Origin of the sequence: Streptomyces sp. BoleA5 (genome assembly GCF_000373665.1) — a bacterium.
In the GTDB taxonomy this organism is placed as follows: domain Bacteria; phylum Actinomycetota; class Actinomycetes; order Streptomycetales; family Streptomycetaceae; genus Actinacidiphila.
Map to the genome: position 1 here is coordinate 1 of NZ_KB892105.1, position 24,748 is coordinate 24,748.

25 protein-coding genes are annotated in these 24,748 nt (G+C 74.4%); 17 read left to right on the plus strand and 8 right to left on the minus strand.

Annotated features, from left to right (window positions below; translation table 11 throughout):
* Nucleotides 1-936: ADP-ribosylglycohydrolase family protein (locus B085_RS43025; protein WP_018560327.1), on the plus strand; the 936-nt coding region annotated here is incomplete at its 5' end.
* A 414-nt stretch (nt 937-1,350) separates the two neighbouring features.
* On the plus strand, nt 1,351-2,217 hold the full coding sequence (locus tag B085_RS0119855; protein ID WP_026251238.1) for a helix-turn-helix domain-containing protein: 867 nt from the start codon (nt 1,351-1,353) through the stop codon (nt 2,215-2,217).
* A 91-nt stretch (nt 2,218-2,308) separates the two neighbouring features.
* Here B085_RS0119855 and B085_RS0119860 read toward each other — a convergent pair whose 3' ends face one another.
* Both B085_RS0119860 and B085_RS0119865 read right to left on the minus strand, forming a co-directional pair.
* Nucleotides 2,309-3,181 (minus strand): SRPBCC family protein, encoded by an 873-nt coding sequence (locus tag B085_RS0119860; protein ID WP_018560329.1) that lies wholly within the window; start codon nt 3,179-3,181, stop codon nt 2,309-2,311.
* Nucleotides 3,178-3,501, minus strand: coding sequence for an ArsR/SmtB family transcription factor (locus B085_RS0119865; RefSeq protein WP_018560330.1), 324 nt, complete (start codon nt 3,499-3,501; stop codon nt 3,178-3,180). Before B085_RS0119865 ends, B085_RS0119860 begins: the two co-directional genes overlap by 4 nt.
* Nucleotides 3,502-3,632: 131 nt before the next feature.
* Here B085_RS0119865 and B085_RS0119870 point away from each other — a divergent pair, with 131 nt between their 5' ends.
* Together B085_RS0119870 and B085_RS0119875 are read left to right on the plus strand one after the other, a co-directional pair.
* A complete protein-coding gene (locus B085_RS0119870) occupies nt 3,633-4,046 on the plus strand; it encodes a PaaI family thioesterase (protein WP_026251240.1) in 414 nt (137 codons plus the stop codon).
* Between the two features lie 191 nt (nt 4,047-4,237).
* On the plus strand, nt 4,238-5,476 hold the full coding sequence (locus B085_RS0119875) for a phosphodiester glycosidase family protein (protein WP_234018617.1): 1,239 nt from the start codon (nt 4,238-4,240) through the stop codon (nt 5,474-5,476).
* A 43-nt stretch (nt 5,477-5,519) separates the two neighbouring features.
* Here B085_RS0119875 and pspAB read toward each other — a convergent pair whose 3' ends face one another.
* The 3 genes from pspAB to B085_RS0119890 all read right to left on the minus strand — a co-directional run bounded on the left by pspAB (nt 5,520) and on the right by B085_RS0119890 (nt 8,068).
* The gene (gene pspAB / locus B085_RS0119880; RefSeq protein WP_018560333.1) at nt 5,520-6,104 is read right to left on the minus strand and encodes a PspA-associated protein PspAB; all 585 of its coding nucleotides are present in this window, start codon (nt 6,102-6,104) and stop codon (nt 5,520-5,522) included.
* Nucleotides 6,104-7,006, minus strand: coding sequence for a zinc metalloprotease HtpX (gene htpX / locus B085_RS0119885; RefSeq protein WP_018560334.1), 903 nt, complete (start codon nt 7,004-7,006; stop codon nt 6,104-6,106). The genes pspAB and htpX overlap by 1 nt, the downstream gene beginning before the upstream one ends.
* A gap of 108 nt (nt 7,007-7,114) precedes the next feature.
* Nucleotides 7,115-8,068: a quinone oxidoreductase family protein gene (locus B085_RS0119890; RefSeq protein ID WP_018560335.1), complete on the minus strand. Its 954-nt coding sequence runs from the start codon at nt 8,066-8,068 to the stop codon at nt 7,115-7,117.
* Nucleotides 8,069-8,466: 398 nt separating this feature from the next.
* Here B085_RS0119890 and B085_RS0119895 point away from each other — a divergent pair, with 398 nt between their 5' ends.
* From B085_RS0119895 to B085_RS0119905, 3 genes are read left to right on the plus strand one after another with little or no spacing between them, the layout of a single operon-like run.
* A complete protein-coding gene (locus B085_RS0119895; protein ID WP_234018618.1) occupies nt 8,467-9,366 on the plus strand; it encodes a lysylphosphatidylglycerol synthase transmembrane domain-containing protein in 900 nt (299 codons plus the stop codon).
* Between the two features lie 22 nt (nt 9,367-9,388).
* Entirely contained in the window at nt 9,389-10,480 is a 1,092-nt protein-coding gene (locus B085_RS0119900; protein WP_018560337.1) for a hypothetical protein, read from the plus strand.
* 48 nt (nt 10,481-10,528) lie between these two features.
* Nucleotides 10,529-11,020 carry a GNAT family N-acetyltransferase gene (locus B085_RS0119905; RefSeq protein ID WP_018560338.1) on the plus strand — a complete coding sequence of 164 codons (492 nt, stop codon included), beginning with the start codon at nt 10,529-10,531 and terminating at the stop codon, nt 11,018-11,020.
* Between the two features lie 19 nt (nt 11,021-11,039).
* Here the strand turns inward: B085_RS0119905 and B085_RS0119910 are convergent, their stop codons facing one another.
* Nucleotides 11,040-12,245 carry a citrate synthase gene (locus tag B085_RS0119910; protein ID WP_018560339.1) on the minus strand — a complete coding sequence of 402 codons (1,206 nt, stop codon included), beginning with the start codon at nt 12,243-12,245 and terminating at the stop codon, nt 11,040-11,042.
* Nucleotides 12,246-12,300: 55 nt separating this feature from the next.
* Here B085_RS0119910 and B085_RS0119915 point away from each other — a divergent pair, with 55 nt between their 5' ends.
* Nucleotides 12,301-13,545, plus strand: coding sequence for a citrate synthase (locus B085_RS0119915; RefSeq protein ID WP_018560340.1), 1,245 nt, complete (start codon nt 12,301-12,303; stop codon nt 13,543-13,545).
* A gap of 176 nt (nt 13,546-13,721) precedes the next feature.
* On the opposite strand, the gene valS is transcribed toward B085_RS0119915, so the two are convergent.
* Nucleotides 13,722-16,283 (minus strand): valine--tRNA ligase, encoded by a 2,562-nt coding sequence (gene valS / locus B085_RS0119920; RefSeq protein ID WP_018560341.1) that lies wholly within the window; start codon nt 16,281-16,283, stop codon nt 13,722-13,724.
* Nucleotides 16,284-16,389: 106 nt separating this feature from the next.
* On the opposite strand from valS, the gene B085_RS0119925 reads away from it, so the two are divergent.
* The gene (locus B085_RS0119925; protein ID WP_018560342.1) at nt 16,390-16,869 is read left to right on the plus strand and encodes a MarR family winged helix-turn-helix transcriptional regulator; all 480 of its coding nucleotides are present in this window, start codon (nt 16,390-16,392) and stop codon (nt 16,867-16,869) included.
* A gap of 9 nt (nt 16,870-16,878) precedes the next feature.
* Complete coding sequence (locus B085_RS0119930) at nt 16,879-17,334, plus strand: universal stress protein (RefSeq protein WP_018560343.1); 456 nt, start codon at nt 16,879-16,881, stop codon at nt 17,332-17,334.
* A 51-nt stretch (nt 17,335-17,385) separates the two neighbouring features.
* On the opposite strand, the gene B085_RS0119935 is transcribed toward B085_RS0119930, so the two are convergent.
* Nucleotides 17,386-18,345: an NADP-dependent oxidoreductase gene (locus tag B085_RS0119935; protein WP_018560344.1), complete on the minus strand. Its 960-nt coding sequence runs from the start codon at nt 18,343-18,345 to the stop codon at nt 17,386-17,388.
* A 212-nt stretch (nt 18,346-18,557) separates the two neighbouring features.
* Here B085_RS0119935 and trxA point away from each other — a divergent pair, with 212 nt between their 5' ends.
* The 7 genes from trxA to B085_RS0119970 all read left to right on the plus strand — a co-directional run bounded on the left by trxA (nt 18,558) and on the right by B085_RS0119970 (nt 24,625).
* Entirely contained in the window at nt 18,558-18,941 is a 384-nt protein-coding gene (gene trxA / locus B085_RS0119940; protein ID WP_018560345.1) for a thioredoxin, read from the plus strand.
* A gap of 34 nt (nt 18,942-18,975) precedes the next feature.
* Entirely contained in the window at nt 18,976-19,494 is a 519-nt protein-coding gene (locus tag B085_RS51680; protein ID WP_026251244.1) for an AMP-binding protein, read from the plus strand.
* 92 nt (nt 19,495-19,586) lie between these two features.
* Nucleotides 19,587-20,864, plus strand: a complete 1,278-nt coding sequence (gene egtA, locus B085_RS0119950) for an ergothioneine biosynthesis glutamate--cysteine ligase EgtA (RefSeq protein ID WP_018560346.1) — start codon at nt 19,587-19,589, stop codon at nt 20,862-20,864.
* The gene (gene egtB, locus B085_RS0119955) at nt 20,861-22,192 is read left to right on the plus strand and encodes an ergothioneine biosynthesis protein EgtB (RefSeq protein WP_018560347.1); all 1,332 of its coding nucleotides are present in this window, start codon (nt 20,861-20,863) and stop codon (nt 22,190-22,192) included. The genes egtA and egtB overlap by 4 nt, the downstream gene beginning before the upstream one ends.
* A gap of 28 nt (nt 22,193-22,220) precedes the next feature.
* Nucleotides 22,221-22,976: an ergothioneine biosynthesis protein EgtC gene (gene egtC, locus B085_RS0119960; protein ID WP_018560348.1), complete on the plus strand. Its 756-nt coding sequence runs from the start codon at nt 22,221-22,223 to the stop codon at nt 22,974-22,976.
* The gene (gene egtD, locus B085_RS0119965) at nt 22,973-23,935 is read left to right on the plus strand and encodes an L-histidine N(alpha)-methyltransferase (RefSeq protein ID WP_018560349.1); all 963 of its coding nucleotides are present in this window, start codon (nt 22,973-22,975) and stop codon (nt 23,933-23,935) included. The genes egtC and egtD overlap by 4 nt, the downstream gene beginning before the upstream one ends.
* 138 nt (nt 23,936-24,073) lie before the next feature.
* Nucleotides 24,074-24,625: a MarR family winged helix-turn-helix transcriptional regulator gene (locus tag B085_RS0119970; protein ID WP_051102116.1), complete on the plus strand. Its 552-nt coding sequence runs from the start codon at nt 24,074-24,076 to the stop codon at nt 24,623-24,625.
* Nucleotides 24,626-24,748 lie beyond the last annotated feature (123 nt).

Consider the following 24,748-nt stretch of genomic DNA (forward strand, 5'->3'; position numbering starts at 1 on the left):
ACCGCCGTACTGCACGGCACCTTCGACGGCGTGCGCGACGGCCTGACCCTGCTCCCGCCCGAACGCCGAAAGACATGGGCCGAGCGGCTGGACGAGGCACAGACCCACCCCCCGCACCACTTCGCCAACAACGGCTGGGTCGTCCACGCGCTCCAGGCCGCCTGGTCGGCCATCACCCACACCACCGTCCCCGAACTGAACCCCGCCCAAGGCCACTTCCCCGCCCAGCACCTGCGCCACGCCCTGGAAGCGGCCGTGCGGGCCGGCACGGACACCGACACCGTCGCGGCGATCACCGGCGCCCTGCTCGGCGCACGCTGGGGCTGCTCCGCCATCCCGCTGGACTGGCAGCAGGCCGTCCACGGCTGGCCGGGCCTGACCGCTCCGGACCTCGTCCGGCTGGCAGTGCTCACCGCCCGGGGCGGGAGCGACGACAACACCGGCTGGCCCTCGGCACCCCGACTGCCGGCCGGCGGCCACGCCGGCTTCGCCGTTCCCCACCCGCACGACGACGGGGTGATCATGGGCAACCTGGCCCTGGCGCAGGGCGCCGAGCCGGTCGACGTCGACGCCGTGGTCTCGCTCTGCCGTGTCGGTTCGGACCCGCTCCTGCCCGGCGCCGACGTCGAGCAGGTCCGGGTCTGGCTGGTGGACAGCGAGGGCGCGAACGCCAACCTCCACCACGTCGTGGACCAGGCCGCCCGCCAGGTACTGCGGCTGCGGCGGGAGGGCAAGCGGGTCCTGCTCCACTGCCACGCCGGGCAGAGCCGCACCCCGGCCGTCGCCGCCGTCTACAGCCACCTGGCCAAGGGCACCGACGCCGAGAGCGCGCTGCGGGATCTGCGCCGCGCGCTGACCGGTGGCTGGCACCTCGACGCGCACCCCGAACTCCGGTCCGCCGTCCACGATCTGACCGCACCCACGGTGGCCGCTTGAGCCCGGCTCGACCAGGGCGGCCGGGAGGCACCCGGTCCGGAACCCGCCGGGCGTCCGTCCTAAGACTTCCCCGGGGAGCGCGTACGCCTCGGGCCGGGAGGAGCACGGCCGGGGTCGCCGTCCCGGCGGGTGAGCCGCGCCCCGCCGTAACCCCAGGCCCGGATCCCGCGTGACACCGGGGCCTGGGCCGGGGCGGCGACCGTCCGGACGGTCCTGCCCGAGGGCCGCGCTCGGCGGCGACCCGTCACCGGAGGAGCGGCCACCACGTCAGATGTGCCCGACGGCACGTCAACTGTGTCGAAGGACCACGGCATGACGCGTTCTGCACTTTGCAAAGCGTCGCCAACATGCTGTGCCGCGCCCTGACGTCATGACAAACTACGCGGGGATCAGCGGTGTTGGAGGAGATTGACCGTGACTGAAGCGCGGGCGGCAAGCGCTCCCACCGTACTGCGGGTGGTACTCGGCAGACGCTTGCAGGACCTCAGGGAGAGGGCCGGGCTCTCCTACGAGCAGGCGGCCCGCGCCCTGGACGTCACTCATGCCACGGTGCGCCGCATCGAGAAGGCCGAGGTGGGCCTGCGGATCCCGTACGTGGAGAAGCTGCTCCTCACCTACGGCGTCACCGCGCCCGCCGAGATCGCCAACTTCCTGGAGCTGGCCCGCGAGGCCAACCGCCCGGGCTGGTGGCACCGCTTCCGCGACGTGCTCCCGGAGTGGTTCAGCGCCTTCGTCAGCCTGGAGGGCTCCGCCGAGCTGATCCGCGCCTACGAGCCGCACTACGTCCCCGGGCTGCTGCAGACCCCGCAGTACGCGCAGGCCGTGCTGCGCGCGGGCCGGCCGCACGCCTCGCAGGAGGAGATCGAGCGCGGCGTCGCGCTGCGGATGCAGCGGCAGGCGCTGCTCACCCGCGACGACCCGCCGCTGCTGTGGGTCGTGCTGGACGAGACGGTGCTGCGACGTCCCATCGGCGGGCCCGAGGTGATGCGCCGGCAGATCGACCGCTTGATCGAGGCGTGCGCGATGCCCCAGGTGCGGCTGCAGGTGCTGCCGTTCGCCTCGGGGCCGCACCCGGCGATGTACGGGCCGTTCCACATCTTCCGCTTCCCGCTGCCGGAGTTGCCGGACATCGCGTACGCGGAGAGCCTGATCGGCGCCGTCTACCTCGACGAACGCGAGGACGTCTCGCGGTTCCGCGAGGCCCTTGACCGGATGAGCGCCCAGGCGCTGCCCGCGGGCCCCACCCGTGAGTTCCTGGAGGAGGCACGGGACCGCCTGTGAGGGCGGGCGCCGTGCCGTCCACGGGCCAGCGGGTCAGCGAGGTCCACGGGTCAGCGGGTCAGCGGGTCAGCGGGTCAGCGAGGTCCACGGGTCAGCGCGGCATCGTGGCCAGCTTCGCCGCGAGGCTCTCCACGCGGTCACGCCAGACGTCCAGCGCGTGGGCGGCGGGCACGTCGGGCACACCGGTCTGGGTGAGGACGAGCCGCGCGCCGTGCCCGGTGCCCCGGGTCAGCTCCCAGCGCACGGTGCCCTCGTGGCGGCCGTGGAGGTCCCAGGGATAGGCGAGCACCTCCTGCGGGCGCAGTTCGCTCACCGGCCCGGCGGCGAAGTCGCCCACGACGAAGCCGCGCGGCACGGGTCCGCCGATCTCGGGCGCGGCCACCCCGCCGAGCAGGGTCTTCCACACGGTCGCCACGGGCTGGGTCAGCTGCCGCTCGAAGCGGATCCGCCAGCCGACGGGCAGTTCCTCGGCGGCACCGCGGTCGAGGCCGAACTCCTTGACGTAGCGCTCGTGGGCCGCCTTCATGTCCCCCGGGCCGGGCGCGGGCTCGCCGGCCAGTTCGGGGTCGATTCCGGCGATGCAGGCGTCCCAGCCGGCCGCGAAGCTGGCGGCGCCCGGGCGGTCGGCGAAGGTGTGGGTCAGGATCAGGACGGAGCCGAGGGACTCCGGGATCAGCTCCCAGCGCAGCACGTCCTCGTCCCAGGTGTAGGCGACGACGTGCGGCGGGTCCCACTCGACGACCTCGCCCTCCATGGTCTCGCCCTCGCCGTGCCGGAACGGGAAGCGGACCTTGCCGCCCAGCCGCGGCTCCATCTCCAGGTCGGAGGGGAACCACTTCGACAGGTGCCCGGGCTCGGTCAGGGCCCGCCACACCTTCTCCGGCGGGTGGGCGAGCCGCCGCTCCATCCGCAGCGCGGTCCGGCCGTCCGTGGTGGTCAGCGTCTCGCCGGTGTCCGTGGTCATGGCTCCTCCATCTCGTCGGGCATGGCGTCCAGGTGCCGCTCCAGCGCGTCCAGGCCGGTGCCCCACAGGCCGCGGTAGGGCGCGAGCCAGGCGTCCACCTCCCGCAGGGGCTCGGGGCGCAGCTCGTACCAGCGGCGCTGCGCCTCGGCGCGCACGCGGACCAGGCCCGCCTCGCGGAGCACGCGCAGGTGCTTGGACGTACCGGGCTGGCTGAGGCCGAGGTGCTCGGTGAGTTCGCCGACGAGACGGGGGCGCTCCAGGAGCAGATCGAGGATCCGCCGTCGCGTCGGCTCGGCCAGCACGTCGAAGGGTATGGACACGCTCCCCAATATACTCCCGAGGCTATATACCTGCAACGGAATGTAAGCCTCGCGCGCGACGAGCGGCCGGACGCGCCCGAGGCTTCCCGCGCCCTGGTGCGCGCCCCCGACGGTGGGTCAGAATGTCCGCCGTGACGATCACCACCGCCGAGGCGGACAAGGTCCTGGCCGACAACTTCGCGCCCTGGGTGCAGGACCTGGGGCTCACCGTCGAGGAGACGGGGGAGCGGCACGCCGTGCTGCGGCTGCCCTGGTCGGACCGGCTGGCCCGGGAGGGCGGCGCGCTGTCGGGCCAGGCGCTGATGGCCGCCGCCGACACGGCGACCGTGATCGCGGTGTCGGCGGCGCGCGGCGGCTACGGGCCCATGACGACCGTCCAGCAGTCGACGACCTTCCAGCGGGCCGTCATGGGCACCGACGTCCTGGTCACCGCGCGGGTCACCAAGCTCGGGCGGCGGCTGGCGTTCATCGACATCGAGCTCACCCCGGAAGGCGCCGGCGAGCCCGCGGCGCACGCGACCACGGTCTACGCCTTCCCCGGCTGACGCGACCGGGGCGGCCAAGGGGCGGCCCTCGCGACTGGGCCGCCGCACCCCGCCCGGCCGGTCCGCTTCCCTCCGGCTTTTCACCGTATCGAGTCGGATCCCCTCGTATGCGGCGTGGTGGTGCGACAACCCCGCCGGCCCGGGCAACCATTGACCTCTCGTCAGGTAATCGGTTCTCGGGCTGGAGCGACGTGACTCGACGACCCCGCCGGGTGCGCCTGGCGATCTCGGCGGCGCTGGCGTGGAGCGCGCTGCTCGGCGGCACGAGCGGCGCCGTCGCGGCGGTCGCCGGTGACGGACTGCGCTACGGCGCGACCACCGTGCTCGTCCCGGGCGTGGACTACCGGACGTTCACCTACCGGGGAGCCCACGGCACGACCCGCGGGCACCTGCTGACGGTGGACCTGCGCAACCCCGGCGTCGCGGTGGACCTGCTGCACCCCGGCGTCGTCGCCGGCCGCGGCAAGGTCTCGGCGCTCGCGAACGCCGCCGGAGCCGTGGGCGGCATCAACGCCGACTTCTTCAACATGAGCGAGAGCCAGCACCCCGGGGTGCCCGCGACCGGTGCCCCGGTCGGGCCGGCGATCGCCGCCGGGCGGACCCTGAAGTCGGCGGTGCCCCTGGGCCAGCGCTTCGGGCCCAGGCTCCCGCCCGGCACGTCGACCGAGGACGTCCTCGGGGTCGGGACCGACGGGGTCGCCCGGCTCGACCGGCTCCGGCTGGCGGGCTCGGTCGGCTTCGAGGAGGGCACGGTGGCGCTGGACGGACTGAACCAGTACGCGCTCCCGGTCGGCGGCGTGGGGGCGTACACCTCGGACTGGGGCAGCGCCTCCCGGCTCCGGGCCGCCTGCGGCGACGACATCAGGCGCGGGGCCCCGTGCAGCGACGACACCTACGAGGTCACGGTCAGCCAGGGCGAGGTCGTCGACGTCGCCGATCGTCCGGGAGAGGGCGAGATCCCGCCGGACGCGGTGGTCCTCGTCGGCCGGGAGGCGGGCGCGGAGGCGCTGCGCACGCTGGAACCCGGTGACACGGTGGACGTGCGGCAGCGGCTGGTGGCCTCCGCGTACGGCGACGGCTACCGCTTCGCCGTCGGGGGCTGTCCGATCCTGCGCGACGGATTTCCGCTGGCCGGGCTGGAGAACGGCGTCGCGGCGACCCGCACGGCGGCGGGCTACGGCGCGGGCGGGCGGGTGATGTACCTGCTGGCCCTGGACGGCAGGGCCGAGTCCCGCGCCGGACTGTCGGTCCTCGAACTCGCCTCCCTGATGTCCGGCATCGGCGCCCAGGCGGCCGTCAACCTCGACGGCGGCGGCTCCTCCACCCTCGTCACCCGCTCCCCCGGCGCGGCCGCCGTCAAGGTCCGCAACCACCCGGCGGGCGGCACGGAACGCCTCGTCGCCAACGGCATCGGCGTCTTCGCCGGCTGAGGCCGCAAACGCCGGTGCGGCGCCGGCGCGCCCGTCCGGGGCCTCAGCCGCCCAGGCCCGGCGCGCCCCAGAGCGGGAACCAGCGGCCGAGGTCCTCCTCGAGGCGCAGGTCGTTCCCGAGCAGCGCCTTGACCTGGAGTTCCAGGGGGTTGTCGCGCTTCTCCCCCGCCAGCGGGGCGAACGCGTAGAACGACCCGCGTTTGTAGAGGTAGACCAGCGCCAGCGACCGCCCCGCGTCGTCGCGGAAGGCGGCCAGCGAGCAGAGCAGCTGGGGGCCGAAGCCGTGCCCCTCCAGCGCCGAGTTGACCGCGTGGAGGTCGCCGACCAGGACCGGCAGGTCCTGTGCCGGGCGCCGGACGACCAGCCAGCTGTACCCGTACGCGTCACGGACCGACTCCACCGGGACGGCGCCCTGGCCGGTGTCCATGTCGAGGAGCGCCCGCACGTCCTGCTGGACCTCGGCGAACGCGCCCCCCTCCACGGCGGCGAAGCAGACGGAGCCCACACCGGTGGGGCGGAATCCGGCCGCGGCCTCCAGGGTCACGGCCGCCGAGGGGAGCCCGAACAGCTGGTCCAGGTCGGGCCTGACGGGCTTGCTGCGGCCGAGCAGCGTGTCCAGGAACCCCATCAGCGCCGCCCCAGCTCGACGGAGATCCGGCCGAGCTGCTGCAGCCGCTGCTCGAGGGTGGGGTGCGTGGAGAGCAGCTGGGCCAGGCTCTGCCCGCCGGCGAAGGCGGGGACGAAGTAGAAGGCGTTGAAGGGCTCGGCCTTGCGCAGGTCCTCGGTGGGGATGCGGGCCATCTGACCGGAGACCTTGGTCAGCGCCGACGCCAGCACGGACGGCCGCCCGGTGAGCAGCGCGGCGGAGCGGTCGGCGGACAGCTCGCGGTAGCGGGAGAGCATCCGGGTCAGCAGGAAGCTGACGCAGTAGACGAGTGCGCTGACCAGTGGGATGAGGATGACCACGATCGCGGTGCCGGGGTCCCGGCTGTTGCGCCCGAGGCCGCCCCACAGGCCGATGCGGGTGACCACCCCGGCGAGGACGCCCAGGAAGGAGGCGATCGTCATGACCGCCACGTCCCGGTGGGCGACGTGGGACAGTTCGTGGGCGATCACGCCCTCCAGCTCCTCGGGCTCCAGCCGGCGCAGCAGCCCGGTGGTGGCGCACACCAGGGCCGCCTTCTCGTTGCGCCCGGTGGCGAAGGCGTTGGGGACGTCGCTGTCGGCGATGGCGACGCGGGGTTTGGGCATGTCGGCCAGGGCGCAGATCCGGTCGACGACGCCGTGCAGTTCGGGGGCCTGCTCGGGCGTGACCTCGCGGGCGCCCATGCTGAAGGCGGCGATCCGGTCGCTGAACCAGAACTGGGCGATGAACAGCCCGCCCGCGAGGATCAAAATCAGCGGCCAGGCACCGCGCAGCAGTGCCAGCAGGACGCCCACGAACACGACGTAGAGCAGCCCGATCATGAACATGGTGACCACCATGCGGGTGGTCAGCCCCCTGTCGGGGGCGAAGCGGGTCCTGTCCATGGCCCCTCCCGTTCCTCGGGCCGCCGGCCGCGGCTTCGTGCTCCGCTGTCGATTGTGCCTCCGCGCGGAGGCGAACGGCGGGGCGCGGGCGCGGCCGGCGCGCGGCGGTCAGCCCGCCGGGTCGAGCGTCAGTTTTCCGTAAGTACGGCGGGCCCGCAGGTCCTCGTGGGCGCGGGCGACCTCGGACAGCGGGTAGCTGCCGCCCTCCTGGGGCTTCAGCCGTTCCTCGGCGGTCATGGCCAGCAGCTCGGCCATCGGCTCGCGGTACATGCCGGGGCGCCCCAGGCAGTGCATCAGCCAGACGCCGACGACGGCCCGGGAGCGGCCCATGAGCTGCGCGGCCTGGACCGGGGCCGGGGGGACCCGGGAGGCGAGTCCGTAGGTCACCAGGCGGCCGAAGGGGGCGAGGGCGGCCAGCGAGGCGTCGAAGACCGGGCCGCCGGTCATCTCCAGCACGATGTCGACCTTCCTGCCGCCGTTGGCCTCGACGAGCCGCTCCTTCAGCCCCGCGGCGTCCGCCTCGATCGCGACGTCGGCGCCGAGCTCCAGCGCCAGGTCGCGCTTCTCCTTGGAGGAGGCGGTGGCGATGACCCGTCCCGCGCCGAACTCCTTGGCGAGCTGCACGGCGAGCGAGCCGGTGCCGCCCGCGGCGGCGTGGACGACCACGGACTCGCCCTCGGCCATGCGGGCGGAGGTGCGCAGCAGGTGCCAGGCCGTGAGGCCCTGCACGACCAGCGCGAGGGCCTGGCCGTCGGTGACGCCCTCGGGCACGTCGTGGGCGAGGTACTCCTCGACGACGGCCTTCTCGGCGTAGCCGCCGTTGTCGGTGAGGGCGACGACGCGGCGGCCCCCGGCGGTACGGCCGACCACCTCGGCTCCGGGGACGAGGGGCAGGGTGGCCTTGGAGAGGTAGGAGTTCTCCACCATGTGCGTGTCCGCGTAGTTGACGCCCGCCGAGGAGACCTCGACCAGCAGTTGCCCCGGCCCCGGCACGGGTTCGGGCAGGTCGACCTGCCGCAGCACCTCGGGCCCGCCGAACTCGGTGATCTGGATCGCGCGCACCGCGACTCCCTCCGCGTACGTCCTACGTCGTCCGGGCCACGATATCCCGGAACACCGACCAGTCGGTATGTGACGTTCACCGGAACTCCGGAAGAAGAAGGACGGGCGCACCGAGCACCGTGCACCGCACGCCGTCCGCCCCTCCCCCGTCCGGCACCTCGCCCCGCCCCGACGCCACCGGCACGGGGTGCTCCGGGGGCGCGTCCGGCCCCGTCCCGCACCACGGGAGGGCCGGACGCGCCGCCGGATGAGCGGTACGGGTCGCCGCACCGTATGGTCGTGCGTAGGTACGGCAGGGGCAGCGCCGGGGAGCGCCTCACGGCAGCGGGGGCGACCGCGGCGACCGGAAGGGCAAGAACGGCATGTGGCGGCGCCTTCCAGTGCGTCAGATCGTCGGTGTGGCACCGCTGTTGGTGGTGGCGCTGATCGTCCTGCGGCAGTGGCCGATGGTCGACGCCGGTACCGACCGGCTGGGTTCCGCCGACGCCGAGTGGCTGCTGGCGGCCGGGGCCGCGACGCTGCTCGCCTGGGTGTGCTCGGCGGCCGCCCAGCAAGGCGCCGTGCTGGAACAACTGCCCCCGGGACGCCTGCTGGCCACCCAGTTCGCGGCCTCGGCGGCCAACCACATCCTCCCGGCGGGCGTCGGCGGAAACGCCGTCAACCTGCGCTTCCTGCTGCGCTGCGGCCTGTCGCCCAGTCGTTCCGCGGCCGCGCTGACCGTGCGGGCGCTGGCGGCCTGCGTGGTGCGGATCGGGCTGCTGGTCGTCCTGCTGGCGGCCTTCCCGCACGCCCTGGACATGCGCAAGGTCGTGCCCGGTCGGCCCGGCCTCGACGTCGCGCTGATGGCCGGGGCGGCGCTCTGCCTGGTCCTGGTCGTCCTGCTGTCGGTGCGCCACATCCGCCGCACGGTGGGCTCGTTCCTCGGCACGGTCGCCACCGACGTCCGGGCCGTGCACAGCCGTTCAGCGCGGGTGGCGGCCCTGTGGGCGGGCTCCCTGGCCTTCCCGGTGATGCACGCCGCGGTGCTGGTCGCGGTCGTACGGTCGCTGCACGCGCCGGTCCCGGCCGCGCACGTGGCCGTGGCGTACCTGGCGGGGAGCGCGGCGGCGGCCCTGCTGCCGACGCCGGGCGGACTCGGCTCGCTGGACGTCGCCCTGGCCCTGGCGCTGGTCACCGCCGGGGCGACCGGGGTGGCCGCGACCTCCGCGGTGCTGGCGTACCGCATCGTCACCGTATGGCTGCCCCTGCTCCCCGGCGTGCTGGTGCTGGCCGCACTGGTCCGCCGGCGGGTGCTGTGAACCGGCCGGGGAGGGAACTCCCGTGCGCGTCCTGACCGGTCTCGTGGGCGCGCTGGTCGTGTTCGGCACCTTCTCGTCGGTGCTGCGCACGCTGGTGATCCCGCGGCCCACCCGGTCCAGCTTCACGCGCCTGGTGCACATGGCGGTCCACCTGCCCTTCCAGTTCGTCGCGGACCGCTGCCGCACGCCCGAGGCCAAGGACCGCGTCCTCGTACCGGTGGCCGCGGTGTCCATCCTCGCCAACCTCATCGGCTGGCTGGTCGCGTTCTGGGCGGGCTACGCCATGCTGCAGGCCGCCGTCAGCGACCTCGACCCGATCGACGCGCTGCGGGAGGCCGGTTCGTCGCTGTTCACGCTGGGCTTCGCCAGCAGCCACCACGTCGACCTCACCGTCATCGACTTCATCGCCGCGGCGACCGGCCCGATCACCATCGGCCTCCAGATCGGCTACCTGCCGACCCTGTACGCCGCGTACTCCCGCCGCGAGGCGGAGGTGACCCTGCTGCAGGCCCGGGCCGGCAACCCGCCCTGGGGGCCGGAGATCCTCGCCCGCTACGCCCAGATCGGGCTCACCGACAGCCTCACCGAACTGTTCCGCAACTGGGAGCGGTGGGCGGCCGAGGTGAGCGAGAGCCACACCAGCTACACGGTGCTCAGCCGGTTCCGCTCCCCGCAGCCCGACCGCAGCTGGCTGATCGCCCTGCTGGCCGTCATGGACGCCGCCGCCATGCAGCTCGCCCTCAACCCCGGGCGCCCGCAGGCCGAGGCCAGGCTCGCCCTGCGGGCGGGCTTCGTCTGCCTGCGGGACATCGCCGGGATCTGGCGGATCCCGTACAACGCCGATCCCTCGCCCGACGCCGCGATCCGGCTGCCGTACGAGGAGTTCGCCGCGGCCGTCGCCCATGCGGCGGCCAACGGCTACCCGCTGGAGCGGACCGCCGAGGAGGCGTGGCCGCACTTCCGCGGCTGGCGGGTCAACTACGAGGACCTGGCCTACGGTTTCGCCTACCTCTTCGACGCGGTCCCCGCGCCCTGGTCCGGCCCCCGCCGCACCCAGGAGGAGACCCTCACCCCGGTCACCCCCGTCGACCGCAAGCCCGCCGGCCCGGAGTAGCGTCGGCCCGGTCGCCGGCCGGCGCGGCGGGCGCCGTACCGTGACACCATGCCCAGCATCCCCGGACCGACGGCCGTCACCCGCCCCGCGCGGCCCGCCGACCTGCCGCATCTGCTGCGGTGGGAGCGCGACTACATCCGTACGGTCGAACCGGCCGCCGAGGCGGCCTGGACCGGGGCGATCGACCGCAACCTGGCCCTGTGGGTGCAGTGCCTGGACCGCACCCTGATCCTGGAGGCCGAAGGGGAGCCGGGCGGCTCGATGATGTGGATGCCCACGGAGGGCAGTGACGGCACGGACAGTACGGACGGCACGGCGACGCTGATCGGCATCCATGTCGTGCCCGCCCTGCGGCGCCGCGGCTTCGGCCGCCTCCTCCTCGACGCGTTCGCCGCGCAGGCCCGCGCGGCCGGCCGCACGACGCTCGCGCTCGGCGTCCACCGCGCCAATCCGGCCCGCCGCCTGTACGAGGACGCCGGCTACCGGCACACCGGCGGGGACGGCGACTACCTCCTGATGGAACGCCCCGCCACGCCCTGACCGGTGGCCCGCGGGGCGGTCACGCCGCCGGCACCGGCTGGGGCGGCACCGGGCCGACGTAACGGGCGGCCGGACGGATGATCTTGCTGTCCTCGGCCTGCTCCAGGACGTTGGCGCACCAGCCCACGACACGGGCGCAGGCGAAGGTCGGGGTGAACATCTCGCGCGGCAGGCCGCACAGCTCCATGACCACGCCCGCGTAGAACTCGACATTGGTGTGGAGTTCGCGGCCGGGCTTCAGCTCGGCGAGTATCTCCTCGACCCGCGCCTCGACCCGGACGGCGAGGTCGACGAGCGGGCCGCCGAAGGAGAGGGCGATCCCCTTGAGCATCCGGGACCTGGGGTCCTCGGTGCGGTAGACGGGGTGGCCGAACCCCATGATGCGCTCCCCCGCCAGGACACGTTCGCGGATCCACGGATCGATGCGGTCCGGGGAGCCGATGGCGTCGAGGGTGTCCAGGGCGCGGCTCGGCGCGCCGCCGTGGAGCGGGCCGGACAGCGCACCGACGGCGCCGGTGAGACACGCCGCGAGGTCGGCGCCGGTCGAGGCGATGACGCGGGCGGTGAAGGTGGACGCGTTGAAGCCGTGGTCGACGGTGGAGATCAGATAGCGCTCGACGGCCCGCGCACGGGCCGGGTCGGGCTCCTCGCCGGTGAGCATGTAGAGGTAGTTGGCCGCGAACGGCAGGTCGTCGCGCGGTTCGACGGGCTCCAGGCCCTGCCCGAGCCGGTACAGAGCGGTCAGCAGCGTCGGCACGGCGGCGCTCGCGGCGAGGGCGTCGGACAGCCGCCGCTCCGGCTCGACGTCGTACAGCGGGCGGAAGCCCTCGGCCGCCCCCAGCAGGGACAGCGCGGAACGCAGCCCGGCGAGGGGACCGCTGAGGGCGCCGGCACCGGCGACGGCCGGCAGCGCGTCGCGGACGGCCCCGGGCAGCCGGCGCAGCGGGGCGACGCGCCGGGCGAAGGCGGCGCGCCCGGCGGCGTCGGGCAGCGTGCCGAGCAGCATCAGGTGCCAGACGTCCTCGAAGGTGCGGCTCTGCGCCAGGTCCACGGCCGAGTACTGGCGGTAGTGGTAGAAGCCCTCGGCGCCGCGGACGTCGCCGAGCGCGGTCTCGGTGACGACGACTCCCTTCAGGCCGCGGGGTACGTCGGGGGCGACGGGCGTGACGGTCACGGTGGTCCTCCGGTCATGCTGCGACGACTCGACATTGATCAGACCATCCATCATTGATTCAATCCCCGTCAATATTGATTCAGTCAATGTGTGATGGGATGGAGTCATGACGACGGAGCAACGGGCGACCGAGGAGCGGCTGAGCACCCGCGAGGCGGCCGAGCGGCTCGGGGTCAAGCCGGAGACGGTGTACGCCTACGTCAGCCGCGGCCTGCTGAGCAGCCGGCGCGCCCCCGGCGGGCGGGGCAGCACCTTCGACCCCGGCGAGGTCGACGCCCTCGCGCGCCGCAACCGCCGTGCCGCGCAGCAGCCCCCCGAGGACGGCGCCACGGGCGCCGTACGCACCGCCATCACCCTCATCGACGGGGACCGCCACTACTTCCGCGGAGTCGAAGCCACGGCCCTGGCCGAACGGTACGGCTACGAGGAGGTGGCGGAGTGGCTGTGGACGGGCGTCCTGAGCCGCGGCGTGCGCTTCACCGCGCCGCCGCAGGCACTGGCGGCCGCCCGGCGGGCGGTCGCGGCGCTGCCCGGGCACAGCGGCCCGATGGACCGGCTGCGGGCGATCGCCGTCGCGGCGGCCGTGGAGGACCCTCTCCGCTTCGACCTCTCCCCCGGGGCCGTGCTCGGCGCCGCCCGCGGCCTGATCCCCACGCTCGTGCGCGCCCTTCCGGCGGCCGGGACCGCGCACCAGGGCGAGGGCCGGCTGGCCCGGCGGCTGTGGTCCCGGCTGACCGGCAGGCCGGCCGACGAGACGTCACTGCGGGTGCTGGACGCGGCTCTCGTCCTGCTCGTCGACCACGACCTGGCGGCCTCGACGCTCGCCGTGCGCATCGCGGCGTCCGCCCGTGCCCACCCGTACGCCGTGGTGTCGGCCGGACTCGGCGCCCTCGACGGCCCCCTGCACGGCGCCGCCAGCGGCCTCGCCCACCGCATGCTGTCCGAGGTCCTCGACCGCGGCAGCGCTGCGGCCGTCGTCGCCGACCACCTGCGCGCGGGCGGCCCCGTCCCGGGGCTGGGCCACCGCCTCTACCGGGCCGAGGACCCGCGCGCGGTCATGCTCCTCCGGCTGCTCGAGGACGTCCCGTACGCCGCCGGGGCCCTCGCCGCCGCCCGCGAGGTGGCCGCCACGACGGCCCGTCACACCCCCGTCCACCCCAACGTCGACCTGGCCCTCGCGGTGCTCTCCGTCTCCGCGGGCATGGCCCCGGAGGCCGGAGAGACGGTCTTCGCCGTCGCCCGGACGGCGGGCTGGATCGCCCACGCCCTGGAGGAGTACGAGGAGCCCCCGCTGCGCATGCGCCCGAGCGGCCACTATGTCGGGCCGCGCCCGCCGCAGCCGGTGCCGTAGCCGTTCTTGTCGGCGAGGGATCGGTGCGGCGCTCTGGCGGTGTTCGGCTGTCCCGTCGTCCGGCGCCCTTCGGGCGCGAAGCGGCGGGCTGCGGGAAACGCGGCGCTCGCGGTGGCCACGGCGGCGGAGTAGCACGGGGGTGACGGCCGGCCGGGCCCCGGCCGGCCGTCACCGGGTCAGGAGGACGCCTCCGGAAGACGCACCTCGTACGCCAGCCCGTCACCGCCCGCCGGGACGCGTTCCACCGCCGCCGCGCGGGCCGCGGCGCGGACGTCGTCCTCGGCCATGGCGAGGAGCGCCAGCGCCGGGGCGGGGCCGGTGACGACGAGCCGGGCGATCTCCGACCGCATCGACAGCCGCGCCTCGGACTTGGCCCTGCGGACCGCGGTGATCGCGTCGCGGGCGGTGGCCAGGACGCGCGGGTCGCCGTCGCCGGCGAGTGCCCGCAGCGCGTCCGCGTCGGGCCACTCGGCGCGGTGGACGGAGTCCTCCCGCCACCACGACCAGACCTCCTCGGTGACGAAGGGCAGGAAGGGCGCGAACAGCCTCAGCAGCACGGACAGGGCGGTGGCCAGCGTGGCGAGGGCGGAGGTGTCGCCGTCGTAGGCGCGGCCCTTGACCAGCTCGACGTAGTCGTCGCAGAAGTCCCAGAAGAAGGACTCGACCAGTTCCAGGGCGCGGGCGTGGTCGAAGTCCTCCAGGGCGTCGGTGGCGGCGCGGACGGTCGACGCGAGGGCCGCCAGGAGGGCGCGGTCCAGCGGCGCGGTGATCCCCGGGACGCCCGCGTCCGGCGTCGCGCCGGAGGTGAGCACGAAGCGGCCGACGTTGAGGATCTTGATGGCGAGGCGGCGGCCGATCTTCATCTGCCCGGTGTCGAAGGCGGTGTCCGTGCCGGGCCGGGCGGAGGCCGCCCAGTAGCGGACGGCGTCGGAGCCGTGCTGCTCCAGCAGGTCCCCGGGGGTGACCGCCCTGCCCCGGGACTTGGACATCTTCTTGCGGTCCGGGTCGAGGATCCAGCCCGAGATCGCCGCGTGCCGCCACGGCAGGACGTCCTGCTCGGCGTGGGCGCGGACGATGCTGCCGAACAGCCAGGTGCGGATGATCTCGTGGGCCTGCGGCCGCAGGTCCATCGGGAAGACCTTGGCGAACAGCTCGTCGTCGGTGCCCCATCCGGCGGCGATCTGCGGGGTGAGCGACGAGGTCGCCCAGGTGTCCATGACGTCCGGATCGCCGGTGAAACCGCCGGGCACACCCCGCTGCGCCTCGTGGTAGCCGTCGGGGACGTCGGTGCCCGGGTCGACGGGCAGCGCGGACTCGTCGGGGACCAGCGGCTTGTCGTGGACGGGCTCGCCGGCCTCGTCGAGCGGGTACCAGACGGGGACGGGGACGCCGAACCAGCGCTGGCGGCTGATCAGCCAGTCGCCGTTGAGCCCGCCGACCCAGCTCTCGTAGCGGACCCGCATGTGCTCGGGGTGCCAGCGCAGTTCGCGGCCCCGCTGCAGCAGCCGGTCCCGCAGGGCCTCGTCGCGGCCGCCGTTGCGCAGGTACCACTGCCGGGTGGTGACGATCTCCAGCGGCCGGTCGCCCTTCTCGTAGAACTTGACGGCGTGGACGACCTGTTCGGGCTCGCCCTCCAGCTCGCCGCGCTCGCGCAGCATCTCCACCAGCCGCTCGCGGCCGGTGTGCGCGGTGGCCCCGGCCAGCCGTCCGTACGCCTCGCGGGCCTGCGCCGTGCCCAGGGCGGCCGGCGGCGCGGGCAGGAAGCGTCCGTCGCGGCCGAGGACCGGCCGGGTGGGCAGCCGGAGTTCACGCCACCAGGTGACGTCGGTGGTGTCGCCGAAGGTGCAGACCATGGCGATGCCGGTGCCCTTGTCCGGGTCGGCCAGCCGGTGGGCGTGGACGGGGACCTCGACGCCGAGGACCGGGGTCGTGACCGTCGTGCCGATGAGGTCCCGGTAGCGCTCGTCGTCGGGGTGGGCGACCAGCGCGACGCAGGCCGGGAGGAGTTCGGGCCGGGTGGTGGCGACGACGACCCGGTCGCCGCCGGGTCGGTGGAAGGCCAGCCGGTGGTAGGCGCCGGGACGTTCGCGGTCCTCCAGCTCCGCCTGGGCGACGGCGGTGCGGAAGGTGGTGTCCCACAGGGTGGGCGCCTCGGCCGAGTAGGCCTCGCGGCGCGCCAGGTTGCGCAGGAAGGCGCGCTGGGAGGCGGCTCGGGAGCGGGCGCCGACGGTCCGGTAGGTGAGCGTCCAGTCGACCGACAGGCCGAGGCGGCGCCACAGTTCCTCGAAGGCCTTCTCGTCCTCGGCGGTGAGGGTCTCGCACAGTTCGATGAAGTTCCGCCGGGAGACGGGCCGCTGGTGCGTGCCGGGGCGCTCGGGCGGGGTGAGACCGGGGTCGTAGGGGAGCGAGGGGTCGCAGCGGACCCCGTAGTGGTTCTGGACCCGGCGCTCGGTGGGCAGGCCGTTGTCGTCCCAGCCCATGGGGTAGAAGACGGTCTGCCCGCGCATGCGCCGGTAGCGGGCGACGGTGTCGGTGTGGGTGTACGAGAAGACGTGTCCGATGTGGAGCGATCCGCTGGCCGTGGGCGGCGGGGTGTCGATGGAGAAGATCTCCTCGCGCGGCCTCGACCGGTCGAAGCGGTGTACGCCCGACTCGTCCCAGCGCCGCGACCATTTCGCTTCGAGCCCGTCGAGGGAGGGCTTGCCGGGGACGTCGTGATGACGAGGCGGGGGGTTCATGCCGTCTCATGGTAGGCAGCCCGGCCCGGGTGGCCGAACGATTTATCCATCGAATCATTCGCGCCACCGATGATTCGGTAACGGACCTTTTTGCTAGGCTCGGACCATGAGTTCCACGGCATCCGCGCCCGACTTCACCGGCCTGCTGCAGTACGCCAGCCACGCCATGACGAACCGGCTGGCCGCCGCCCTGGCCGAGGTCGGGCTCACCCCCCGCGGGTACTGCGTGCTGCTGCACGCGCTCCCCGGACAGCTGACGCAGGCTCAACTCGCCGAGGTCTCCCAGCAGGACAAGACCACGATGGTCGTCACCATGGACGAGCTCGAGCGGGCCGGCCTCGCCGAGCGGCACCCCTCCCCCACGGACCGCCGGGCCCGCATCATCACGGTGACGGAACCCGGACGGGAGCTCGTCGCCCGCGGCAGGGAGATCACCGCGCGCGTCCACGGCGACCTGCTGGCCGCCCTCCCCGAGGACGAGCGGACGGTCTTCACCTCCGCGCTGCAGCGGCTGGTGGACGGCCATCTCGCCGCGGCCGGGGATTCCCCGCGTCCGGTGCGGCGCGCGCGCCAGTCGCGCAAGTAGGCTCGGAACGTGAGCGACAAGGCGCCTTTCGAGCGGGGCACGGACGGCCCCAAGGTGATCGTGGCGGGACTGGACGGATCCGAGTCGTCGTGGCGCGCCGTGGCGTACGCGGCGGGGCTGGCGCGGCGCCAGAACGCGCTGCTGGCGATCGTCTACGTGCAGCCGGTCCTGGCGGCGGGAGCCGCCTTCGGCGCCCCGGTCGCGGAGGCGACCGCCGAGATCGCCGACCAGCTCAAGGCGGAGATAGAGAAGGCCGCCGCCCGCTTCCAGTCGGTGTCCAGCCTGCGCTGGGAGTTCCACACCTTCGTGGGCGACCCGTTCAGCGGGCTGTCGCAGGCCTCGAACGAACTCAAGGCGGACGCCGTCGTGGTGGGCGCGTCGGAGAAGGCCGGGCACCGGATCGTGGGCTCGGTGGCGGTACGGCTGGTCAAGGCGGGCCGCTGGCCGGTGACCGTCGTCCCGTAGGCTCCGCGGGCATCCCGGACCGGGCGGTCCCGGCGGTCCGGGACCCGGCGGTCAGGTCCCGTCGGCGACATGGATGACGACCTTGCCTCGGCGGTGCTCGTGCTCCAGCGCCTCGTAGGCGGCGCGGGTCTCGGTGAGGGGCACCACGCGGTCGACCCGCGGGGTGAGCTTGCCGCCGTCGATGAGCCGTGAGACCGCTTCCAGGCCCGCCCGGTCCGGCTCGACGACGAAGAAGACGCCTCGGGCGCCGTGCGCGCGGGCGAGGTCCGGGTCGGGCGGGGACACGATGCTCACCAGCAGGCCGCCCGGGCGCAGCACCGACCAGGAGCGGGCCTGCGTGTCGCCGCCGACGGCGTCGAAGACGACGTCCACGTCCGCCACCTCGTCCTCGAAGCGGCTGCCCGCGTAGTCGAGGACCCGCCGCGCGCCGAGTCCGGCGACGAAGCCGGCGTCGCGCGCGGCGGCGGTCGCCGTGACCTGCGCGCCGAGTGCCGCGGCGATCTGGACGGCGAAGGAACCGACGCCGCCCGCCGCGCCGTGGACGAGGACGTGCCGGCCGGGGGTGACCCCGGCGTGCCGGGCGAGCGCCTGCCAGACGGTGAGCGCGGCGAGCGGGACCGAGGCGGCCGCGTCGTGGTCGATCCGCCGGGGCTTGGGGGCCAGGAGGCCCGCGGGGAGGGTGACGAACTCGGCGGCGGCGCCGTCGTGGACGAAGGGGATCAGCGCGTAGACGGCCTCCCCGACCCTCGGGGTGACGACGCCTGGTCCCACGTCGGCGACCACTCCGGAGACCTCGTGCGAGGGGATGGTGGGGGTGCGGTCGCGGCCGGAGCCGTCGAAGCTGTCGGTCCAGGTCGCGTCCCAGTCGAGCTCCCCCGCGGTCACGGAGGCCGCCCGCACCGCGACCAGGGCCTCGCCCGGGCGCGGCTCGGGGCGGGGCGCGGTCTCGTAGCGGAGCTGTTCCGGTCCGCCGCGCCGGTGGGCCCGTACGGCGTGCATCGTCGTCACCATCGACCGCTCCCGTGGTCGCTCCGTTCCTGCCCGGCGGGGGCGGCGGACGCCCCCGCCCCCTCCAGCATCCGGCCCGGCCCGGCTCCCGGCATCCCGTTCCACGGGCGGCGGCGGGAGGACGCGCCGGGACGGCGTTCGGAATAGCGCAGCGCTGCCTTCGGTTACGGTCAGTGGGTCCCGACCGACGGCACCCGGAAGCAGGTAAGGGAAGCATGAGCACTGTTGAGCTCACCAAGGACAACTTCGACGAGGTCGTGGGCAACAACGATTTCGTCCTGATCGACTTCTGGGCGTCCTGGTGCGGCCCGTGCCGGATGTTCGCCCCCGTCTACGAGGCGGCCGCGGAGAAGAACACCGACCTCGTGTTCGGCAAGATCGACACGGAGGCGCAGCCCGAGCTGGCCGCCGCGTTCCAGATCCAGTCCATCCCGACGCTGATGATCATCCGCGACAAGGTGGCCGTCTTCTCGCAGCCCGGCGCGCTGCCGGCGCCCGCGTTCGAGGACCTGATCAAGCAGGCCCGCGACCTGGACATGGACGAGGTCCGCAAGTCCATCGCCGAGCAGGGCGCGGACCAGGACGCCCCGAAGGCCTGACATCTGACATCTGAAATCTGACAGATGGTCAGCCATGGTGCGGCCCCATGGGACGCACCATGGCGGAGTTCGTCGAGGCCGGTGGGGCGATCCGCGCCTCGGGCTGCCGTACGGGGAGCGCGGGCTCAGCCGCCATGACGTCGCGGCCGCCTCCGCCGCCCGCGGGGCGCTCCTGGCCGACCTGCTGCCGAACGGCGCCGAACCGCACGTCGGAGTGCTCCTGGGCAACGTCCCGGAGTTCCCGCTGTGGCTCGGCGCCGCGGCGTACGCGGGGGCCGCCGTCGTGGGGGTCGACCCGACCCGGCGCGGTGTGGAGCCGGCCCGGGACCCCGCGCACACCGAATGCGCGGTGCTGGTCACCGAACGTGCGCACCTGCCGTCGCTGCGCGCCTTGCGACGGCCCTGGCACCAACCCTCCGACCTGTACAGATGCGCTCTGGAGATGCGGGCCGCGAGGTGGCGGTCCACTCTTGATTCGGACCGGACGGCAGAGGCCGCCCTCGACACGGGTGTCACCTGCCGTCCCTCGGCCGTTCGCCCGGGGCGCTCTTGAGTGCCCCGCGCCGAAGGGCTTAGGTGGTACGGACACCGCCCGGCCCCGGCCGGGCGGACACGGAGAACCGCCTTCGACGGGAGGTCCCGGCCATGCCCGGCACCAGTCAGCGGATGGAGACGTCCGAACCGATCAGCGAGACAGCGGCGGAGGACCATATACAGGGCATCTGTTTCAAGACCGGCCCGCCGCGCCGCATAGGCGTGGAACTGGAATGGTTCCTTCACGACCCGCACGACCCGGCCCGCCCGGTGGGCCCCGCACGGCTCGGCGCCGCCGTCGCCGGACTGCGCGACCTGCACCTCCGATCCCGGCTCACGACCGAGCCCGGCGGACAGCTGGAGCTCAGCTCGCTGCCCGCTCCCTCCCTGACCGCGTGCGTCGACGCTGCGGCCGCGGACCTCCACTCCGTACGCCACCGGCTCCGCCGGGATGGCCTGGCCCTGGCGGGCCACGGCCACGACCCCTGGCGACGGCCGCGACGGCTGCTGGACGAGGCCCGGTACGCGGCCATGGAGACGTACTTCGACCGTTCCGGACCCGCGGGCCGGGCCATGATGTGCTCGACGGCCTCCGTCCAGGTCTGCCTGGACTCGGGCACCGAGGAGCCGGGCCCCTTCGGGCTCGGCAGGCGCTGGCTGCTGGCGCACCTGCTGGGCGCGGTCCTGGTGGCGGCGTTCGCCAACTCCCCGCTCAGCACGGGACGTCCGACCGGCTGGCGGTCAACCCGGCAGGCGGTGTGGGCGGCCCTGGATCCGGGACGCACCCTCGCCCCGCCCTCCGGACCCGATCCGCGGACCGCCTGGACGGCCTACGCCCTGGACGCCCCGGTGCTGTGCATCCGTGGCGAGGAGGCGCCCTGGACGGTGCCCGACGGGCTCACCTTCCGTGACTGGATCCGTGAGGGGTCGCACCGCCGGCCGACCCTCGCCGACCTGGACTACCACCTGTCGACGCTCTTCCCGCCGGTGCGGCCGCGCGGCTACCTGGAGCTGCGCATGATCGACGCTCAGCCGGGGCGGGACGGCTGGATCGTGCCGCTGGCCGTGGCCGTGGCGCTCTTCGACGACGCCGCCGCCTCCGAGGTCGCCTACCGGGCGGTCAAGCCGCTCGCCGACGCGGCGGGCCGGGACGCGGCGCCCCGCAACCCGCTGTGGCGGCGCGCCGCCCGGCACGGCCTGGCCGACCCCGAACTCCACGCCATCGCCGTGACCTGCTTCGCCGCGGCCCGCGAGGCCCTGCCCCGGCTCGGGGCGGACCGGGCCGTGCAGGGGGCGGTCGACGACTTCACCGAGCGCTACGTCCAGCGCGGACGCTGTCCCGCCGACGACATGCTCGACGCCTTTCTACGCAAGGAGAGCCGCACGTGACCGCACCCGCGCTCGACCCCGAAGCCCTGCGCCGGCGGGCGCTGGACGCCCTGACCACCGCGCGTGAGCGCACCCGGGCGCTCACCACGTGCGTCGACGACCGTGAACTCACCGCGCAGCACTCCCCGTTGATGTCCCCCCTGGTGTGGGACCTGGCCCACATCGGCAACCAGGAGGAGCAGTGGCTGCTGCGGAACGTCGGCGGCCGTGAGGCCCTGCGGCCCGACATCGACCCGATCTACGACGCCTTCGAGCACCCGCGCTCGGAGCGCCCCACGCTCCCGCTGCTGCCGCCCGCCGAGGCGCACGCCTACGCGGCCGAGGTACGCGGCAGGGTGCTGGACATCCTGGAGCGCGCGCCGCTGCACGGCACTCCGCTCACCGACGCGGCCTTCGCCTTCGGCATGATCGCCCAGCACGAACAGCAGCACGACGAGACGATGCTGATTACCCATCAGCTGCGCCGGGGCCCGGTGGCCCTGACCGCGCCCCCGCCGCCGCCCGCACCCGCGGACACGGCGCTGCTGCCGGCCGAGGTCCTCGTCCCCGGCGGTCCGTTCACCATGGGCACCTCGGCCGAGCCGTGGTCGCTGGACAACGAACGCCCCTCGCACGTGCGCGAGGTGGCGCCGTTCTTCATCGACACCGTCCCGGTGAGCAACGGCGCCTACCTGGCCTTCATCGAGGACGGCGGCTACGAGGACGAGCGCTGGTGGACCCCGGCCGGCTGGGCGCACGTCCGCGAGCACGGCCTGGCCGCCCCGCTGTTCTGGCACCGGGAGGGCGGTGCGTGGCTGCGCCGCCGCTTCGGGGTGACCGAGCCGGTGCCGCGCGAGGAGCCCGTGCTGCACGTGTGCTGGTACGAGGCCGACGCCTACGCCCGCTGGGCCGGACGCCGGCTGCCGACCGAGACGGAGTGGGAGAAGGCGGCCCGGCACGACCCGGCGACCGGGCGCTCCCGTCGCTACCCGTGGGGCGACGCCGACCCCGGCCCGGAGCACGCCAACCTCGGCCAGCGGCACCTGCAGCCGGCCCCGGTGGGCAGCTACCCGGCCGGAGCCTCGCCGCTGGGCGTACGGCAGCTGGTCGGTGACGTGTGGGAGTGGACGGCGAGCGACTTCACGCCCTATCCGGGCTTCGCCCCGTTCCCGTACAAGGAGTACTCGGAGGTCTTCTTCGGCCCCGACCACAAGGTGCTGCGCGGCGGTTCCTTCGCCGTGGACAAGGTGGCCTGCCGGGGCACGTTCCGCAACTGGGACTACCCGGTCCGGCGGCAGATCTTCTCCGGCTTCCGCACCGCCCGCGACGCCCGCCCGGAGCAGGTGTGAGGGCCCCGGGCAGACGGGGGCGCGGCTGATGTGCCGGCACCTGGCGTACGTCGGTCCGCCCGTCGCGCTCCGCGAACTCGTCATCGACCCGCCGCACTCGCTGTACCGCCAGTCGTGGGCGCCGCGGCGGCAGAAGTACGGAACGGTCAACGCCGACGGCTTCGGCCTGGGCTGGTACGCCGAGGGGGACCCGCTGCCCGCGCGCTACCGGCGCGCCGGGCCGGTCTGGGACGACCCGTCCTTCGCGGACGTGTGCCGGGTGACGCGCTCCGGGGCGCTGCTCGGCGCGGTCCGCGACATCACCGAGGGCTCGGTGGCCGACGAGTCCGCCGCCGCCCCGTACACGGCGGACCGCTGGCTGTTCAGCCACAACGGCGCGCTGCGCGGCTGGCCGCACTCGGTCGCCGAGGCGGCCCGCACCCTGCCCCCCGAGGAGCTGCTGAGCCTGGAGGCACGCTGCGACTCGGCCCTGGCCTGGGCGCTGACCCTGCACCGGCTGCGGGCCGGCGCCCCGGCGGACGAGGCGCTCGCCGACACCGTCGGCCGGCTGGCCGCGCTGACCCCCGACTCACGGCTCAACTTCCTGCTGACCGACGGCCTGGCGATCGCGGGCACCGCCTGGGGCGACACGCTCTGGTACCTGGACACGCCCGGCCGCTCCCTCGTCGTGGCCTCCGAGCCGTACGACGACAGTCCGCGCTGGACCGAGGTCCCCGACCGCCACCTGCTCTACGGCGATCCCACCGAGGTCCTGCTGATCCCGCTCAAGGAGCCGCACCTGTGAGCCCGTTCACCCTCACCCGCACCCTGCCCGCCGACGCCACCGCGGCCGCGCTGCGCGCCGACGTGGCCCACGGGCTGACCCGCAGCCCCAAGCAGCTCCCGCCCAAGTGGTTCTACGACGCCCGGGGCAGCGAGCTGTTCGAGGAGATCACCCGGCTGCCCGAGTACTACCCGACCCGCGCCGAGCGGGAGATCCTGCACGCGCGGGCCCCGGAGATCGCCAAGGCGAGCGGTGCCCGCACCCTGGTCGAGCTGGGCTCCGGCTCCTCGGAGAAGACCCGGCTGCTGATCGGCGCGCTGGGCGGGCCGCTGACGTACGTGCCGATCGACGTCAGCGAGTCCGCGCTCACCGGTGCGGGCCAAGCCCTGCTCGCCGACCACCGGGACCTGTCCGTGCACGCGCTGGTCGCCGACTTCGAGCACGGGCTCGCCCTGCCGGAGACGCCCGCCCCCCGGCTGGTCGCGTTCCTCGGCGGCACGATCGGCAACCTCCTGCCGCAGGAGCGGGCCCGCTTCCTCTCCTCGGTCCGCGCGCTGCTCTCCGAGGGCGACGCGCTGCTCCTGGGCACCGACCTGGTCAAGGACGAGACGACGCTGGTGGCGGCGTACGACGACGCTCAGGGCGTCACCGCCGCCTTCAACAAGAACGTGCTGTCGGTCATCGACCGCGAGCTCGGCGCGGACTTCCACCCGGACGACTTCGACCACGTCGCCGTGTGGGACCGCGAGGAGGAGTGGATCGAGATGCGCCTGCGGGCGCGCGCCGACGTGACCGTGAAGGTCCCCGCGCTCGACCTGTCCGTGGACTTCGCGCGCGGGGAGACGATGCGCACCGAGGTCTCCGCCAAGTTCCGCGAGGAGGGCGTGCGGGCCGAGCTGGCCGCCGCCGGTCTCGCCCTGCGGCACTGGTGGACCGACGCCGAGGGCCGGTTCGCGCTGTCGCTGGCGTTCCCCGCCTGATCCGTGCCCGTCCGCGGTGGCCGGTCCCGGAGCGGGGCCGGCCACCGCGCCGCTTCCAGCGCACCCGGCGCGCCTGATGACCGCAGGCCGGCACGGGGACGGCCGGTCCGTCGCCGCGCCCCGGCGACGCGTACGATCATGCGGACGCCGCCGGAGCCGCCGGCGTACGGAGGAAGGACGACTCGCGTGGAGGACGCCGTCGCGACGGTGCTGCGCCAGTGGCAGGACGTCTACCCCGATCTGGACTTCGGGCCGGTCGCCGTGATCGGCCGGCTGAACCGCTGCGCCGCACTGCTGCAGCAGGTCACCGAGACGCCGCTGGGCCGCGAGGGCCTCAGCCGCCCCGAGTACGACATCCTCATCGCCCTGCGCCGCGTCGGCGGCGAGCTGACACCGGGCCGGCTGGCCCGGGAGACCTTCGCCTCGGGGGCCGCGGTCACCAAGCGGATCAAACTGCTGGAGGAGCGCGGCCTGGTGTCCCGTCGCCCCGACGGCCGCGACCGCCGGGTCTCCCACCTGCGGCTCACCGACGAGGGCCGGGTGCTCGTCGACCGCGTGCTGCCCGAGCAGCTCGCCTACGAGACCGGGCTGGTGTCCGGTCTCCCGGAGGCCCGCCGCGAGGAGCTGGCGGGCCTCCTCGGCGAACTCCTGCTGCTGCTCGAAGGCCGCCTGGGCGCGCTTTCCGGGTGAAGCGGGCGGCCCCGCGGGCCCGCGGCACCGGCACTTCAGCGAGCCCACATCTGCCCGCTCCGTCGACGACACGCCAAGGCAAGGCCGCGACGGGACATCTAGGGGTGTCCCCGTCCCCCTGAC